Origin of the sequence: Bacillus cereus group sp. Bc061 (assembly GCF_027715825.1) — a bacterium.
Taxonomy (GTDB): domain Bacteria; phylum Bacillota; class Bacilli; order Bacillales; family Bacillaceae_G; genus Bacillus_A; species Bacillus_A paranthracis.
Map to the genome: position 1 here is coordinate 119,204 of NZ_JAQFTZ010000005.1, position 17,001 is coordinate 136,204.

Consider the following 17,001-nt stretch of genomic DNA (forward strand, 5'->3'; position numbering starts at 1 on the left):
GAGTTTATTTTTGTGTACAAGCACTTTTTTGCTATCTCTGGGTATGATGGGTAGTAATACTTAGGTGAAAGGGGAAAAGGTGATGAAACAAAGTAAAGAAGAGTTTATAAAGAGTGAAGGCGCTGATTTCCCTGGGAAAACATATGTGGATTGTGTATTACAACATGTATTTAATTTTCAACGAAATTACTTATTGAAAGATATGTTTCAAGTGCATAAAGCGCATATTACGATGCTGATGGAAGAAAATTTAATGAAAAAGGAAGAAGCTAAAGTTATATTACACGCGTTAAAAAAGGTAGAGGGAATGCCAGAAGAGCAATTGCTCTATACAGAGCAGCATGAAGATCTCTTTTTTTTAGTAGAACATTTAATTTCTCAAGAAGCAAAAAGCAATTTTGTAAGTAATATGCATATTGGTAGAAGTAGAAATGATATGGGTGTCACGATGTATCGCATGAGTTTAAGACGGTATGTATTACGATTAATGGAACATCATTTGTTATTGCAAGAGAGTATATTGCAACTTGCTGCTGATCATAAGGAAACGATTATGCCAGCTTATACCCATACACAACCAGCGCAGCCAACGACATTTGGTCATTATACGTTAGCGATTTATGATACGATGCAGAGAGATTTAGAACGCATGAAAAAAACGTACAAACTTTTAAATCAGTCCCCAATGGGAGCCGCTGCGCTAGCTACAACAAGTTTCCCAATTAAACGAGAGCGAGTTGCCGAGTTACTTGGGTTTACAAATGTAATTGAGAACTCATATGATGCTGTTGCTGGAGCGGATTATTTATTAGAAGTTAGCTCTTTACTTATGGTAATGATGACGAATACGAGCAGATGGATTCATGACTTCTTACTATTAGCGACGAAAGAATATGATGGTATTACTGTGGCGAAGCCATATGTGCAAATTAGTAGTATTATGCCGCAAAAGCGAAATCCAGTTTCCATTGAACACGCCCGTGCAATTACGAGTAGTGCTTTAGGAGAAGCATTTACAGTATTTCAAATGATTCATAATACACCATTTGGTGATATTGTTGATACAGAGGATGACTTGCAGCCATACTTATATAAAGGGATTGAAAAGACTATTCGTGTTTTTTCTATTATGAATGCAGTTATTCGAACGATGAAGGTTGAGGAAGAAACGTTGAAAAATCGTTCCTATAAACATGCAATTACGATAACTGATTTCGCAGATGCTTTAACAAAAAACTATGACATTCCATTTCGGCATGCGCATCATGCAGCGAGTGCTATTGCAAATATGTTATTGGAGCAGAAAAAGGAGCTTCATGAATTACATTTGAAAGATGTGAATATGTACTTACAAGAAAAATTTAATATAACTTTATTAGAAAAAGAGTGGAAAGAAATTATATCGCCAGAAGCTTTTATACAAAAAAGAAATGTATACGGTGGGCCGAGTAAAAAAGAAATGGAGCGCATGATTAACAATCGAAAAGAGTTATTTCGACAAGAAGAAGAGGTATTTGAAAAGGAAAAACAGAGAATTTTACAAGCTGAAAATAATTTGAATACGTTAGCTTCGAATATTATTGAATCGTAAAAGAGGGATTTAGTGAATTAATCGCCAATACCTTAATAAAACTATAAATAGAGAGAAGAGATTGTCGATGATTCAATTGCATGTATATGAAGAGATTGTTAATTTTAAAGAAGAGGTTACACCATTTCTAGAAAAGAATGAGCAGGAAAATAATCTCATATTAGGCGTATTACAAATGGTCCACCAACCGATATTTATGGGGATAGCGAAACAAGGAGAAGAAATTGCGGTTGTATTTCTTCAAACAGAAGAGAAGAAACAAATTATTGTTGCTACGTCTGAAATTACGGAAGAGGACATCGTGGAACTTGCAAAAAAATTAGCGGAAGTATATCCAAATGTTCCTGGATTAATCGGTAATAAGAAAATTGTACAGAGATTAGCCGAAGAGATTGCAGTGTTAGCAAATAAGAAAACTACTGTTGCGATGGAGCAAGGTATATATGAATTAAAACAAGTGAAGAAAAAGTGGAACGGAGATGAAGTCTTTCGAGAAGTAAATAGTGATGAGCTAACATTAATAGAACAGTGGATATACCAATTTTGCGAAGATGTGAATCTTCCTACTACGAAAGAGGAAGCAAAACAAACGGCACATACATTAATTACTAATCATCGTTTATTTGGTCTAGAAGTAGATGGAAAACTTGTTTCTGTAGCAGCAAAAACACGTCCAACTAAAAATAATATAACAGTTAATTTCGTATATACGCCGAAAGAAGAAAGGAAAAAGGGATACGCATCTAATTGTGTAGCGGCACTTAGTCAACGTATGTTAGATGAAGGTTACAAAACAACGACATTATATACGGACCTGGCAAATCCAACATCGAATAAAATTTATCAAGAAATTGGTTATGAACAAATTGCGGAGTCTGTGCTTATATTTTTAGAGAAGTAGAACAAAAAGGCGTGCTAAAATAGCACGCCTTTTTGTTATTCATCAATTCTAATAACCTCGCCTTGAGGGAAGTCTTCGGTTTCTAGTAAGTTACGAATAGCTTTTGCAACGTATTCAGGTGATAATAGCTTTCCTTCTTCTTTTAATGCGATGAATCGATCTAAATTTGTGAAGTCTTCTTTATTTGTTTCCCGAATTTGTGCTTGCATATTTGTATCAACAACACCAGGTGCAAAAGCGACGATTTTTACTGGGAATTCTTTTGCTGCTTCTTCCGTTGCTACGCACTGTGTAAACATATTTACGCCAGCTTTCGTTGTACAATAAGCGCCCCATCCGAAGTAAGGATTTTTTCCTGCACCAGATGAAATGTTTATAACACGTTTATCTACTTTCCATTCTTTCGTATGTTTCATGAAAGTGGAGGTGAGAATCATAGGTGCAAGTAAATTAATGTGAACGTTCGTAATGAATTGTTCACTTTCTGCTTTTTCAATTGGCTTCATAGGAGCAACCGTACCCGCATTATTAATTAAATGAATAGAAGATACACTGTCTTCTTGAATAGATGAAATGATTTTGTTAAAGTTCGTTTCTAAATTATGTACATCTTGAAGATCTAAGGAGTGGAAAACACAATTGCTATTATATTGTTCTGCGAGTTTCGTAAGCTCTTTATTTTCTCTTCTAGAAATAGAGATGACAGTTGTATTTTTTTCTAACAATTGTGTGGCAATAGCCTCACCTAAACCTTGTGAAGTTCCTGTTATAATAACGTAGCGCATAGTTTTATAAACCCCTCTCATATGTGCGGAATTTTGTTGGACAACGTACATTGTATAGTTTGTCTACATTTTATAGTATAGAGCACTTTTTACTATAATTGAAATGAGATGATTGTGTGCCTTTTATAAATCGGTTTACGACAACAGTACCTGGTGCCGTCACGTTTACTGGGAATACGCTGGGACTTAGCCCTACATCGCCTGCACCAGGTAATATTTTTGGTACACTTGCTGTGTTTACGACAGTAAATACAGCGCTGCAAGTACCAGGATTCCCAGCGGGTACAACGGATGACTGGCGATTGAATTCTTCTAGTGCAATTTTAAATCTTCCAGCGGGAAGCAGTGTGTTATATGCAGAATTAGTTTGGGCTGGTACTTTCCGGACTGATACGGAAGATGTTTTACCATTTTTAAATGATAACATTACATTTACAACGCCAGCAGGGACGTTTTCTGTTACGCCAGATCCTGCTACCGCGCAGCAAGGTTCAGTAGGAAACCAGTTTTATTATGCTCGCTCTGCCAATGTAACGAATCTTGTTAGTGCAGGTGGGGGAGGCACATATACAACGGGTGCTGTGCCAGCTGCAAGAACTTCAGCCGACCCAACAATTAGTCGTTCAGCGGGCTGGACGCTTGAGGTTGTGTATCAAAATGCAAGTTTACCACTTCGAAATTTGTCAGTATATGCAGGTCAAGAAATTATTGATGCTTCATCACCACCAGTTGATGCTACTATTTCCGGATTTGCTACGCCAGCTACAGGAGCTGTAACAGGAAGGGTACTTGTAACTGCTCAAGAAGGTGATTCTAACATTTCTGGAGATCAACTTCGCTTTGGACCGAATGCGAGTGCTACAGTTGCATTATTCGGGCCGAGAAACCCTGCAAATAATTTCTTCCAGTCTCAAATTTGTAATGACAGCGGAAATTTAGATACGAGCGGTACATTTGGAGATTTAAATCAGCCGTTAGGGGTAGCTTTGGCTGTCCGAAGACAGGGGTGGGATATTACGAATGTAGATGCCTCCGCATCTTTAGTAAACAATCAAACGTCAGCAACTGTTCGATTTGTTACAAATGGAGATGGATACGCTGCAGCTGGTTTTGGTGTTCAAATTGATGCAACAGGTCCAATTATTAATCCTGTTAAATCGGTCAATAGAACAGTCGCAGGGGTAGGGGATACTCTCACTTATACGATTACGGTCCCAAATACAGGAACAGGAAGTGCAGAAAACGTTGTATTACGTGATAGTATTCCGAGCGGAACGACGTTTGTTGCAGGTAGTGTAACGGTAGGAGGGGTAACACAGCCGAATGCGAACCCTGCTACTGGAATTAATTTAGGTACAATCCCAAATAATACGCAAAGAATTGTTACCTTTCAAGTGCGAATAACATCGTTTCCGAACCCCAATCCTATTCCAAATCGTGCAATGGTATCATATCAATTCCGTCCTTTCGTCGGTAGTCCACTTATTACTAGTATGTCTTCTTCGAATACAGTACAAACGACAGTGAATCAAGCAACTATAAGTATGCAAAAATCTGTAGATCTACAGACGGCAACGCTTAATGATGTATTAACGTACACGGTTAATGTGACGAATAATGGAAACGTTACTGCAAACAATGTTATTTTTGTTGATAGTATTCCTGCAGGAACAACATTTGTAGCAAACAGCGTTACGGTAAACGGAGTAGCACGTCCAGGAGCGAATCCAGCAAGTAGTATTAATCTAGGCAGTATTAATGCTTCGCAAACGACCGTAGTGCGCTTTCAAGTTCGAGTAACATCGAACCCTCTTGTCAATCCAATTCCGAACCGTGCAAGTGCAACATTTACCTTTACTCCAGTGCCTGGTCAACAACCAGTTTCTGGGCAAGCGACAAGTAATACTGTAGTTACGACAATTAATATAGCTGATATAACAACGAGAAAAACAGTGGATAAAGCTTTTGCAACGGTTAACGACGTTCTTACGTACACGGTAACAATTCAAAATACAGGAAATGTACTTGCAACGAACGTTATTTTTCAAGATCCAATCCCAATTGGAACGACATTTATCGCAAATAGTGTGACTGTGGATGGGATTTCACAACCTGGAGCAAATCCAGCGACTGGGTTTACAGTAGCTAATATATCTCCCGGCGGAAGTAGGACTGTTACATTTCAAGTACGAGTTACATCGACGCCATCAGGAGGCACGATTGCGAATCGCGGAAATGTAACTGCTAATTTCGTCGTTATTCCAAATCAGCCACCAATAACGATTAATAGACAAACGAATACAGTTGTGACACAAGTTAATACAGGCGGTTTAAATGTAATAAAAGAAGTGAATACAACGCAAGCCGCAGTAGGGGACACTTTAACGTACACAATTGCCGTTCAAAATACAGGAAACGTTTCGTTAACAAATGTATTTTTCCAAGACGCTATTTCTTCCGCTGTTTCATTTGTTGCAAATTCTGTAACAATTAATGGAGTACCGCAAAGTGGATTGAATCCGAATACAGGATTTTCTCTTCCGAATATTCCTGCGGCTCAAACCGTTGTAGTCACATTTGATGTATTAATTATACAGGATCCAGAAAATGAAGATATTTTAAATCAAGCAAATGTAACAGCAAGTTTTCAAGTGAATCCGAGTGAACCACCCGTAACAATCAATGTTCCGAGTAACATTGTGAATACAACTGTACAATCAGGTAACTTTGAAGTTGTGAAATCAGTAAATACGGATGTTGCAACGGTAGGGGATATTTTAGTATATACAATAGAAGTCATAAACGCAGGTAGTGTACCAGCTACAAATGTATTTTTCCAAGATTCAATTCCACAAGGTACATTATTTATTGAAAACAGTGTCTTTGTGAATGGGATCTTACAAGAAGGGGCAGATCCAGAATTCGGATTCCCATTAAATAATTTGCCCGCTGGTGCGAGTGTAATTGTTACATTTGAAGTATTAATTGATGAAGTTCCACTTGGAAATAATGTTGTAAACAGTGCGAATGTTACAGGAGATTTCCTTGTAAATCCAACAGAGCCACCGATTACTGTAACAGAACCAAGTAATACTGTTATGACGGTCGTAAATTCTTCAGGATTAAATGTAATAAAAAGTGTAAGCGCTACTGAAGCTGGTGTAGGAGATACGTTAACGTATACAGTACGTATACAAAATAGTGGGACAGTAGCAGCAACTAATGTATCGTTCCTTGATCCGATTCCAGTTGGAACCACTTTTGTAGCGAATAGTGTAACAATAAATGGGACACCTCAACCAGGTTTAAACCCGACAACTGGATTTCCACTTGCTAATATTCCAGTAGGAGGGATGGTAACAGTTACTTTCCAAGTAACAATCACGAGTGTACCACCAAATAGAGTTCTTCCGAATAATGCGAATGTAACTGCTGATTTCCAAGTAAGTCCTCTCCAGCCACCAATTACAATTGTAACGATTAGTAATATTGTTGTGACGCGAGTGAATGTAGGATCACTTAATATAATGAAGAGTGTAAATACACCACAAGCAGGAGTAGGGGATACGTTAACGTATACGATTCTTATTCAAAATACAGGAACTGTTCCTGCAACGAATATTATTTTTCAAGATCCAATTCCGTCCGGTACTGCGTTTGTAGCAAATAGTGTGACGATAAATGGAGTCGTTCAGCAAGGCGCGGATCCTATGGCAGGATTCCCAGTACCAAATATTCCGGTCGGGCAAACGGCCACGGTTACGTTTCAAGTTACCGTGACGAGTGTTCCGAGCGGTGGAAATATAAGAAACCAATCTAACGTTACTGCCAGTTTTCTTATAAACCCAGCAAACCCTCCAATAACGACTGTTACAAATAGTAATTTCGTTGTGACGCAAGTAAACACAGCACAGTTAAATATACAAAAAACTTCATCTGTACAACAAGCAGCACTTGGAGAAACTTACACGTATTCTGTTGTCATTCGTAATAATGGTACAGTAACAGCAACGAACGTTTCTTTCATTGATCCAATTGCTCCAGAAACAACATTTGTAGCAAATAGTGTAACGATAAATGGAACACCACAACCTGGATTTGATCCAAATGCTGGATTCCCGCTTCCTAATATTGCAGCTGGAACATCATTGACTGTAACGTTCCAAGTTACTGTGGTTGCACCATCTACACGTGGAGCAGTATTAAATACAGCATCTGCTACAGCCACTTTCTTATTAAATCCTTTACAACCACCAGTAACAACAACGAACTCAAGTAATACAACGGTAGTTACAATACCGTTACCTCCTCCTGGTGAAGTAACAGCAACAAAAACAGTTGACGTTGCAGCTGGAGCGGTTGGGGATGTATTAACGTACACTGTGCTCATTTCAAATGTAGGAATTATACCAGTTACAGATGTGTTCTTCCAAGATGTCATCCCAGAAGGAACGACATTTATAGAAGGTAGTGTAACGATAGGTGGAGTGCAGCAACTTGGTTTAAATCCGGAAATAGGATTTACAGTTACTCCATTATTAATCGCTGGTGGAAGTATTGAGATCACATTCCAAGTGACGATTACAGAAATTCCAGATAATGAAGTCATATTAAATGATGCAGACGTTACATTTACTTCACAACCAAATCCGCAAGAACCACCGATTACGGAAACGATATTAACAAATTTAGTCGTTACGACGATTAATATAGCGTTTGTTTTTCCATTGAAACTAGTAGATAAAGAAGTAGCGACTGTAGGGGAAATATTAACGTATGATGTATTGATTTTTAATTTCGGAACAGTGCCAGCGACGAATGTTCAATTTATTGATACGACTTCCGCGGGAGTAGCATTTGTACCAGGAAGTGTGAGCGTAAACGGGGTATCGGCACCGGGGTTAGATCCTTTCATTGGTTTTACAGTTCCAAATATACCTGTAGATGATTTTGTAGTTGTCACATATCAGGAAGTGGTTACAAGCATACCAGAAGGTGGAACGATTGTTAACTTTGTAGACGTTACAGCGACATTCGCTGTAAGTGAAACAGAACCACCGATTACGGAGACGACGACAAGTAATACGACATTAACAGAAATCAATGAGCCTGGTTTGAATGTTTTAAAATCAGTAAGTCAGCCGGTTGTTGCAGTAGGCGATACAATCACATATACAACAGTAGTTCAAAATACAGGGACAGTGCCAGCAACGAATATTCAATATAGTGATGTACTACCTTCCTCTATAGCATTCGTGCCGAACAGTGTAACGATAGACGGTGTGTTACAACCTGGATTCAATCCGAATAATGGATTCCCGCTTCCAGATATAAACCCAGGTGAAAGTGTAGAAGTCACATTCCAAGTAACTGTTGTTAGTGTTCCGTCAAACGGAACAATTGCCAATACGGCAAATGTAACTGGAAGTTTTGTATTAGTACCGGGAGAACCACCAGTTATAGTAAATCAGCCAAGTAATACAACACTCACAACTGTAAATAGAGGACGCTTTAATGTTATTAAACAAGTAAATAGAGCCGCTACTCTAGTTGGAGATGTATTGACGTATACAGTGCAAATAACGAATACAGGAACAGTAACAGCTAATGATGTTCAGTTTATTGATACCATTTCAGCAGGAGCGTCATTTGTACCAAATAGTGTAACGATAAATGGAGCCCCGCAACCAAACTTAAATCCGATTACTGGATTTGGAGTTGGAGATATACCAGTTGGTGAAACGGTTATAGTGACGTTTCAAGCGACAGTTACAAACATCCCGTCATCAGGAACAATTACGAACGTTGCAAATATAACAGGAAGCTTTACTTTAGTGCCAGGAGAACTACCAGTTGTAGTAACAGAGCCGAGTAATACGACGATAACTAGAGTGAATAGAGGACGATTTAGCGTTATAAAATCTGTAAATAAAGAAGCGACACGTTTAGGAGATACGTTAACGTATAGTGTGCAAGTTACAAATACGGGAACGGTAACAGCAACGAATGTTCAGTTTATCGATGTTCCATCACCTAGTTTAGAATTCGTTCCTGGAAGTGTACAAATAAATGGGATTCCGCAAGTAGGATTAGATCCATTTGTAGGCTTTTCATTACCGGATCTTGCTGTAGGGGATAGCGTATTAATTACATTTGAAGTAAATGTAATCTCGGTTCCGTCTTCTAGTAGCATTATGAATACAGCGAGAGTAACGGGTGATTTCGAATTGATTCCAGGAGAACCTCCGTCTACAATTACAAATTCAAGTAATACGACGGTTACGCCGGTAAATAGAGGTAGCTTAGATATGCTAAAAGAAGTAGACCATTCAATTGTTGGCGTAGGAGAAACGGTAACGTATACGGTTCGTATATTAAATACTGGTACTGCTGATGCAATGAATGTTCAATTTATCGATGTGCTATCTCAGGAAGCTGATTTCGTTCCAAATAGTGTAACGATAAATGGGGTTCTGCAACCGGGGGTAAATCCGCAAATTGGATTTACGATACCAGATATTCCAGTTGGTGAGACGGCACTTGTAACATATAAAGCTACGATTACAAGTTTTCCAGATGGTGGTACAGTAGTAAACGTTGCTGGGGCGTTAGCAGAATATATTTTAGTACCAGGAGAGCCTCCAGTTACAGTGATGGACACGAGCAATACAGTTATAGTGACGGTAAATACTGCAATCTTATTTGTTGCAAAAGGAGCAAACTTTGAAGTAGCAATGGTAGGAGATGTTGTCACTTACGGAATTGCCGTTATAAATGATAGTACAGTTCCTGTGACCAACATTGTGTTAACGGATATCATTGATCCAAATACGTTATTTATAAATGGCACGGTAACGGTAAACGATGTAGCTCTTCCATTTGCTAATCCAAATACCGGTATTCCATTAGGTGATTTTCAGCCAAATGATGCAGCCATTATTAATTTCCAAGTTGTAATAACAGGAGGACAAATAAATAATTTAGTTACAAATACTGCTATAGCAAATGGGCTAGCAATTGTAAACCCGAATGAGCCGCCAGTAGTAGTTGAAGGTGATAGCAATACAGTTGTTATCCCGTTTATTCCTCAAAATGTCTCAACGACAGTCGTAAAAACGGCAAATTTACAGGTAGCAACAATTGGAGATATTATTACGTTTACGACAGTTATTACAAATACGGGTGATACTGTCATACAAAATATTCGTTTTCAAGATATGTTAGATAGTAGTGTTCGATTTGTCCTTGGAAGTGTAACGGTTGATAATACACCAGTACCAAATGTAAGCCCGGTATCAGGATTTCTTATAGGGAATTTAAATCCAGGTGAAGCACGAACAGTTTCGTTCCAAGTAGTAGTTCAGAGTGCCCCAAGTGGTTCGGGGAATTATATAAATCAAGCAAGTATTCGTTTCGAACATCAAGTAGGCACAGTGTTACCACCTGTTACACAAATAGTAGAAAGTAATATAGTTGTTATTCCATTTGTTCCAACGATAGAACAAATTTGCGAAACGAATCTTAATTGTTTAGGGAAAATTTCTTTTCAATGTTCTCCGTGTGATCACTTGCAAATAAAGAGAAAATAAATGCAGAAAGAGCATCCTGTAAGAGAAGGATGCTCTTTCTGTATGAATCAAGTAGATTCTTTTTCGGGTGAGCTGAAAAATTCATCAATTTTGTCGGAGAGTAGAAATGGAATAGCTCCTTTTATAACAGAAATGTCCCAGTCCCACCATGAGATATTTTCTAGTTTGTCAATTGTTTCTTGTGGGAAACGATATCGAACAAATTTTGCAGGATTACCAGCTACAATTGCATATGGCGGTACATCCTTTGTAACAACACTCTTTGCGCCAATAATGGCACCGTTACCAATCGTAACACCAGATAAAATGCAGGATTGATAACCAATCCATACATCATTGCCGACTACAATGTCACCTTTTGAAGAGGGGTGACCAGTAATATGGGCTCCTTCGCTGAAAAGAGCGTTAAATGGATAAGTCGTTATCCAGTCCGCGCGATGTTCTCCGCCAAGTATGAAAACAACTTCTTCTCCTAATGAACAAAACTTACCTATTTTTAATTTCGTTTCATCATTCCAAGAAAAAATAGTTGGACCTACTTTACTATAAGTATAATCACCGATATCATACTTACTATATTCAGGTTTTTGATTTAAATATAACATGATTCTTCAACCTTCTTTCTCAATCAAGAAATAAGCGTGGAATATTATATGCAAGGTGTAGTAAGGTGACCAGTGTTAATAGGTAAAATAAATAAATGGGAGTGGAATGTATGAGATATGAAATGGGATTATATAATAAACCTTTTCAGTCAATTCAATCAGGAAAAAAAGTGTATGAAGTGCGCTTATACGATAAAAAGCGTCAACTCATAAAACAAGGCGATCATATTGTATTCACGAACCTTACGACAGCAGCAACGATGGCTGTAAAAGTAACGGAGATAAAACGATATAAAAACTTTCAAGCAATGTACGAACAAATTGATAAAAAATTATTGGATTGTGAAAATGATAGTTTAGAGGAAATGTTAGAAAGTACATACAAAATATATACGAAAGAACAAGAACAAAAGTGGGGAACAGTTGCGATCGGTATTGAGGTAATAAAATGACAAGAAATCGCGGCGCGGCTATCATTGTGCAGGAAGGGAAAATTGCTCTTATAAAACGTATCCGAGAAGATGAAACGTACTATGTTTTTCCAGGTGGAGGAATTGAAGAAGGAGAAACACCTGAAGAAGCAACAAAGCGAGAAATTTTTGAAGAATTAGGGGTACATATAAAAGTGGAGCATCTAATTGCAAAGGTGGAGTATTATTTTAATGCCGATATTGTAGGTGGAGTTTTTGGAAGTGGTAAAGCTGAAGAATTCGAAATGAAAGATAGAGGGATTTATATTCCGTTATGGTTGCCGATATATGAGTTGGAAAAAGTGAATATAAAACCGTATGAAGTGGTTGAAAGTATATTAGAACATTATAAAATATAAGGTCTGACAACATACAAAAAAAACCATTGACATAGTCTTCTGATTTAAGTATTGTATTCGAGTATGTTTATAATCAGGAGGTTTATATGAGCAATCAAACAACTACACATCATGTGAAAATGACAACAGCAGATCCATCTGGAATTGGTCTATTTGGATTAGCGATGGTAACACTTGTAGCATCATCTCAAAAGTTAGGCTTAACAGATGGCGTTTCACTAGTATTACCATGGGCAATCTTTTTAGGAGGATTTGCACAAATCTTTGCTTGCATTCACGATGCAAAGCATAACAATACATTCGGTACAACAGCATTCGGTGCATACGGTCTATTTTGGCTAGGTGTTGGAATGACTTGGTTAATTCAACTTGGAGTATTTGGCGAAAAATTAGCACAAGCTGCAGATTCAAAACAGCTTGGTGTAGCCTTTATCGGATATTTAATTTTCACAATCTTTATGACAATTGGTGCAATGGAAACACATAAAGTATTATTTATGATTTTCGTCCTTATTGATTTCTTATTTATCGGTCTTTCATTAAGTACTTTAGGTGTTATGCCCCATGCAATGCATAATTTAGCAGCATATTCTGAACTTCTTATTTCATTATTATCTTTCTATGGTTCAGCAGCAGCAGTGTTAAACACACACTTTGGTAAAGTTGTTTTACCAGTTGGAAAGCCGTTTGGTATTTTTAAAAAGTAATAAAAAGCACAGATGATTGTATAGTCATCTGTGCTTTTTTATATGGAATAAATAAAAATAAAAAATATAATTGAAATTGATTATCATTATTAATATAATGAGAATGAGAATCATTTATTGTAAGAGGGGGATGCCAAAGTGGCAAAAATTTTAATAGCTTATGCAAGTATGTCAGGAAATACAGAGAGTATTGCTGATTTAATTAAAGTTAGTTTAGATGCTTTTGATCATGAAGTAGTATTGCAAGAAATGGAAGGCATGGATGCTGAAGAATTATTAGCTTATGATGGAATCATTTTAGGATCTTATACGTGGGGAGATGGGGAATTACCATTTGAAGCGGAAGATTTCCATGATGACTTAGAAAATATAGATTTATCAGGGAAGAAAGTAGCGGTATTCGGATCAGGTGATACGGCGTATGAACTATTTTGTGAAGCGGTAACGATATTTGAAGAAAGACTTGTAGAGCGCGGTGCAGAGCTTGTACAAGAAGGGTTGAAAATCGAACTAGCTCCAGAAGATGAAGAGGATGTTGAAAAATGCAGTAATTTTGCAATTGCATTTGCTGAGAAGTTCTAAGAATGGGAGTGTCAACGTGGAGACAATGTTAAGTGCGACCGCTATTACAAAGTTAAGAGATGGAAAGCTTATGTTAGCTACTACATATAATGGTTTATTTATTGAACAAGACGGAGAATGGAAACAAATTTTAAATGGTTTTCAAAAACGAATTAGGGATTTACATAGCGAAGATAATGTAGTGTATGGTGTAGGTGACGAAGGAATTTTTATTCGTAGTATGAATGGTGGAGAGAATTGGACGGTTCAACGTTTTCCAACAAAGGCAACGAGTTGGAACGTGTGTAGTAATATAGAAGGAACTGTCATTGCTCATGGAGATAAAACGTTGTATCATTCGAATGATTTTGGTTCGACATGGGAAACCATTCATCCATTTCTTGAATATGGTGGCGGAGCACCATCTATTCGATCGTTGTTTTTATATAAACATTACTTATTTATCGGTACGAAAATACATGCTAAATATGGTGGTGTTTGGCTCTTTAATTTGGAGACACGTAAGTTAAAGAGGATTAAAATCGTAATGAATCAGATGATTTCAGCGTTGACGTTACACAATTCTTATTTAGTAGCAGCCAGTGGGTCGTGCAAGGGGATTAGCGGTAATATTTCTTTTTGTAAAATAGATGAAAGTATAGAGAGTGAAAAAACATATTGGCACACATGTCAAAGTGAGCAAAAAGCAAGTAGCTATTTAGACTTAAGTGTAGATCAACATGTGCTATATACAACGTCAACGCAAAATAAGGCGGGGATTAGTACCGTTTGTCGTGTACTTCTAGAAGAAGGAATTGTTACAGTATGTGACTCAGTTAAAGGGCATGGTTGGCGCATCGTGAACGAAAAAGAAGGCTATGTTGTAGCTGGATCAGGTGAATCAAAAGCAATGCAATGGAAGAAAAAAGTTGTATAGTAAAAAAAACTTTGCTTTTATTATATTGATATGATATATTATATTTAAACCATTTTACTTTTAATAATATAGAGATTTAAATGAGCTGTAACTTCCGAGGAGGATAGCAATGTTAAATCTCCTCAGAGTTGCAGTTTTTTTAATGTCTGACTTATTTTTGTAAAGTGGTTGAAAATGAATATGTACATATAGGTACATTGTAGGAGGATTTTTTTCATGCAAAACGGTAAAGTAAAATGGTTTAACTCAGAAAAAGGTTTCGGATTCATCGAAGTTGAAGGCGGAGAAGACGTATTCGTACATTTCTCAGCTATCCAAGGCGAAGGCTTCAAAACTTTAGAAGAAGGTCAAGAAGTTACTTTCGAAGTAGAACAAGGTAACCGTGGACCTCAAGCTACTAACGTTAACAAGAAGTAATTGTGGAAAAAAGAAGGGCTTGCCCTTCTTTTTTTTTGCGTTTTAATTGAAGAACCTCCTATGTACATAGCATAATGAGATTGAATTTTCGTTTTTTAGATGAAGTATTACATGCATAAAGTGTATGAATAAATAAATACTGAAAATAAAGTATGTGTGTGAAAAGGAATGTAGAAAGAGGTAAATAAATTGGAAAACGCTACACATTTTATTGTGTTTGATATAGAGAGAAATTTTAGGCCATATAAATCAGAAGATCCGTCAGAGATAGTTGATATCGGAGCTGTAAAAATAGAAGCAAGTACAATGAAGATAATTGGAGAATTTTCGGAGTTAGTAAAACCCGGTGCACGACTTACTCGTCATACGACAAAATTAACGGGAATTACAAAGAAAGATTTAATGAATGTAGAGAAATTTCCGCAAATTATAGAGAGATTTATTCAGTTTATCGGAGAAGATTCTATATTTGTTACATGGGGAAAAGAAGATTATCGATTTCTATCTCATGATTGTACGTTACATGCTGTAGAATGCCCTTGTATGGAAAAAGAAAGAAGAATTGATTTACAAAAATTTGTTTTTCAAGCGTATGAAGAATTGTTTGAGCATACACCAAGTTTACAATCTGCAGTAGAACAGCTCGGTTTAATATGGGAAGGGAAGCAGCACCGTGCTTTAGCGGATGCTGAGAATACAGCGAACATACTTCTTAAAGCATATAGCGAGAGAGATATTACTAAAAGATATAAAAGACATGGTGAACTCGAGCTTGTAAAGGACGGAAAACTAACAGAAAAAGCGAAAAAAAAGATGCGAAAATGGGTATTTAAAGAAATGAGAAAAAATACTGAGCGTCCTTTCGTTTGGAGTACATTTGAAAGTAGCGACACGTGGGAAAGTATAACGGAAAGATATGATATAAGTGAATCTACAATAGAACTACTGAAAAAGCATTTTCGTACGGCGGTTAGAAAGGCGGAAAGACAGATTAGGTATTTGGCTGAGATGGAGAAAGTAGTAGAAGAAAATTAATGACATAGTCTATTTTATTCATATGTACAACTAGACTTCAGGGTTAAGTTGCTGAAGTTTAGTTGGAAATATAGTGGTAATAGCAATGTTTACATTGTTTGAATTAACGAGTTATTATTCATCTTCTGAAAATGGAATGTTTAATCGGTTTTCTACAGTACGTAAACGTTGGTTTAAACGGTTCAGTCGGCGGCTATGTCGCTCAACTGTATTTTCTAATTGACGAACTCTTTCATTTAAGTCATAAACCTGAAATTTAAAATTTTTTATTTGTTGTTCAAGTTCGTATATTCTTCTTTCTGATGAATTGTAACAGCCCATATATATCCCCCATTCTATTAACGTAAGTTTATAGTAGTATATGTATAAATGAAAGGAAAGGTAACCGGATTTAGAAGAATTGGAAAAGGCTTAATATATCTTTAAATCGTGGTGTATTAAAGATTAAAATAGAAGAGTAAGCTAAGAGTCTTATATATGGGAGGTATAATAGTGATAGACTTGGATATTAAAGATGTCACCGTACAGATGGAATTAAACGGAGTCTTTTGGAATGAGGATGGGACTGCTGAAATGATGGTGACTACAAAAGCGGAGCATTCTTTTATTCTTCGTCTAGTAGTTGATTTAGAAAGTAAAACGATTAGGGCAACGAGTGTCGAAATAGTGAATGGATTCTGTCCTTTGTGCAAACAGAAAAAGGACGTATGTAGTGAACTTAATGACTTACAAAATAAAATGGAAATTTTAGAAGAAGCCTACGATTGGGTGAGAGAGCATCCGGAATATCGTTTTCAATTATCTTTTTATGAGTACAATAAGTTTGAGGTAGTGAAGTGAAAATTTCATTTTACCAATATACATAGTGACTACTCTAATGGAAATACACTTGTACACCAAAAAACAAATCTACTGAATCCTGTGACAAATGTCCTCTTGGATCAAAAATAAGCATATTTTATTATAAAGCAGAAAAACCGATTCTTAGTAGAATCGGTTTTTTACATAACTTTCAAATGTGTCACAAATAAAAGATCGTTTGTT

Annotated in this window: 13 protein-coding genes and 1 pseudogene; 11 read left to right on the forward strand and 3 right to left on the reverse strand. The window is 36.9% G+C overall.

The features are described from left to right. The first annotated feature begins 82 nt into the window (after positions 1 to 82). Both argH and PDQ40_RS18455 read left to right on the forward strand, forming a co-directional pair. On the forward strand, positions 83 to 1,591 hold the full coding sequence (gene argH, locus PDQ40_RS18450) for an argininosuccinate lyase (RefSeq protein ID WP_000813994.1): 1,509 nt from the start codon (positions 83 to 85) through the stop codon (positions 1,589 to 1,591). A 67-nt stretch (positions 1,592 to 1,658) separates the two neighbouring features. After that, entirely contained in the window at positions 1,659 to 2,492 is an 834-nt protein-coding gene (locus PDQ40_RS18455) for a GNAT family N-acetyltransferase (protein ID WP_000615397.1), read from the forward strand. Between the two features lie 35 nt (positions 2,493 to 2,527). Here PDQ40_RS18455 and PDQ40_RS18460 read toward each other — a convergent pair whose 3' ends face one another. Further along, positions 2,528 to 3,277, reverse strand: coding sequence for a (S)-benzoin forming benzil reductase (locus PDQ40_RS18460; protein WP_001271062.1), 750 nt, complete (start codon positions 3,275 to 3,277; stop codon positions 2,528 to 2,530). A gap of 116 nt (positions 3,278 to 3,393) precedes the next feature. Here PDQ40_RS18460 and PDQ40_RS18465 point away from each other — a divergent pair, with 116 nt between their 5' ends. Continuing rightward, the gene (locus PDQ40_RS18465) at positions 3,394 to 10,866 is read left to right on the forward strand and encodes a DUF7507 domain-containing protein (RefSeq protein WP_229131247.1); all 7,473 of its coding nucleotides are present in this window, start codon (positions 3,394 to 3,396) and stop codon (positions 10,864 to 10,866) included. Between the two features lie 47 nt (positions 10,867 to 10,913). Here PDQ40_RS18465 and PDQ40_RS18470 read toward each other — a convergent pair whose 3' ends face one another. Beyond that, positions 10,914 to 11,471, reverse strand: a complete 558-nt coding sequence (locus PDQ40_RS18470) for a CatB-related O-acetyltransferase (RefSeq protein WP_000966320.1) — start codon at positions 11,469 to 11,471, stop codon at positions 10,914 to 10,916. Between the two features lie 110 nt (positions 11,472 to 11,581). Here PDQ40_RS18470 and PDQ40_RS18475 point away from each other — a divergent pair, with 110 nt between their 5' ends. The 7 genes from PDQ40_RS18475 (at position 11,582) to PDQ40_RS18505 (ending at position 15,957) form a co-directional block, all read left to right on the forward strand. After that, entirely contained in the window at positions 11,582 to 11,923 is a 342-nt protein-coding gene (locus PDQ40_RS18475; RefSeq protein ID WP_001268356.1) for an ASCH domain-containing protein, read from the forward strand. After that, positions 11,920 to 12,300, forward strand: a complete 381-nt coding sequence (locus tag PDQ40_RS18480) for an NUDIX hydrolase (protein ID WP_270691561.1) — start codon at positions 11,920 to 11,922, stop codon at positions 12,298 to 12,300. Before PDQ40_RS18475 ends, PDQ40_RS18480 begins: the two co-directional genes overlap by 4 nt. A gap of 86 nt (positions 12,301 to 12,386) precedes the next feature. Further along, complete coding sequence (locus tag PDQ40_RS18485; protein ID WP_000070938.1) at positions 12,387 to 13,007, forward strand: acetate uptake transporter; 621 nt, start codon at positions 12,387 to 12,389, stop codon at positions 13,005 to 13,007. Between the two features lie 138 nt (positions 13,008 to 13,145). Beyond that, positions 13,146 to 13,589, forward strand: coding sequence for a flavodoxin (locus PDQ40_RS18490; RefSeq protein ID WP_001062756.1), 444 nt, complete (start codon positions 13,146 to 13,148; stop codon positions 13,587 to 13,589). 16 nt (positions 13,590 to 13,605) lie between these two features. Continuing rightward, positions 13,606 to 14,505, forward strand: a complete 900-nt coding sequence (locus PDQ40_RS18495; protein WP_000449509.1) for a WD40/YVTN/BNR-like repeat-containing protein — start codon at positions 13,606 to 13,608, stop codon at positions 14,503 to 14,505. A gap of 216 nt (positions 14,506 to 14,721) precedes the next feature. Beyond that, on the forward strand, positions 14,722 to 14,922 hold the full coding sequence (cspB, locus tag PDQ40_RS18500; RefSeq protein WP_001179150.1) for a cold shock-like protein CspB: 201 nt from the start codon (positions 14,722 to 14,724) through the stop codon (positions 14,920 to 14,922). A 189-nt stretch (positions 14,923 to 15,111) separates the two neighbouring features. Next, a complete protein-coding gene (locus tag PDQ40_RS18505) occupies positions 15,112 to 15,957 on the forward strand; it encodes an exonuclease (RefSeq protein WP_000426500.1) in 846 nt (281 codons plus the stop codon). Between the two features lie 114 nt (positions 15,958 to 16,071). On the opposite strand, the pseudogene PDQ40_RS28230 reads toward PDQ40_RS18505, so the two are convergent. Beyond that, positions 16,072 to 16,191, reverse strand: a pseudogene (locus tag PDQ40_RS28230) (hypothetical protein); the annotation flags it as partial. A 258-nt stretch (positions 16,192 to 16,449) separates the two neighbouring features. Here PDQ40_RS28230 and PDQ40_RS18515 point away from each other — a divergent pair. Continuing rightward, the gene (locus PDQ40_RS18515; RefSeq protein WP_000566110.1) at positions 16,450 to 16,797 is read left to right on the forward strand and encodes a hypothetical protein; all 348 of its coding nucleotides are present in this window, start codon (positions 16,450 to 16,452) and stop codon (positions 16,795 to 16,797) included. Positions 16,798 to 17,001 lie beyond the last annotated feature (204 nt).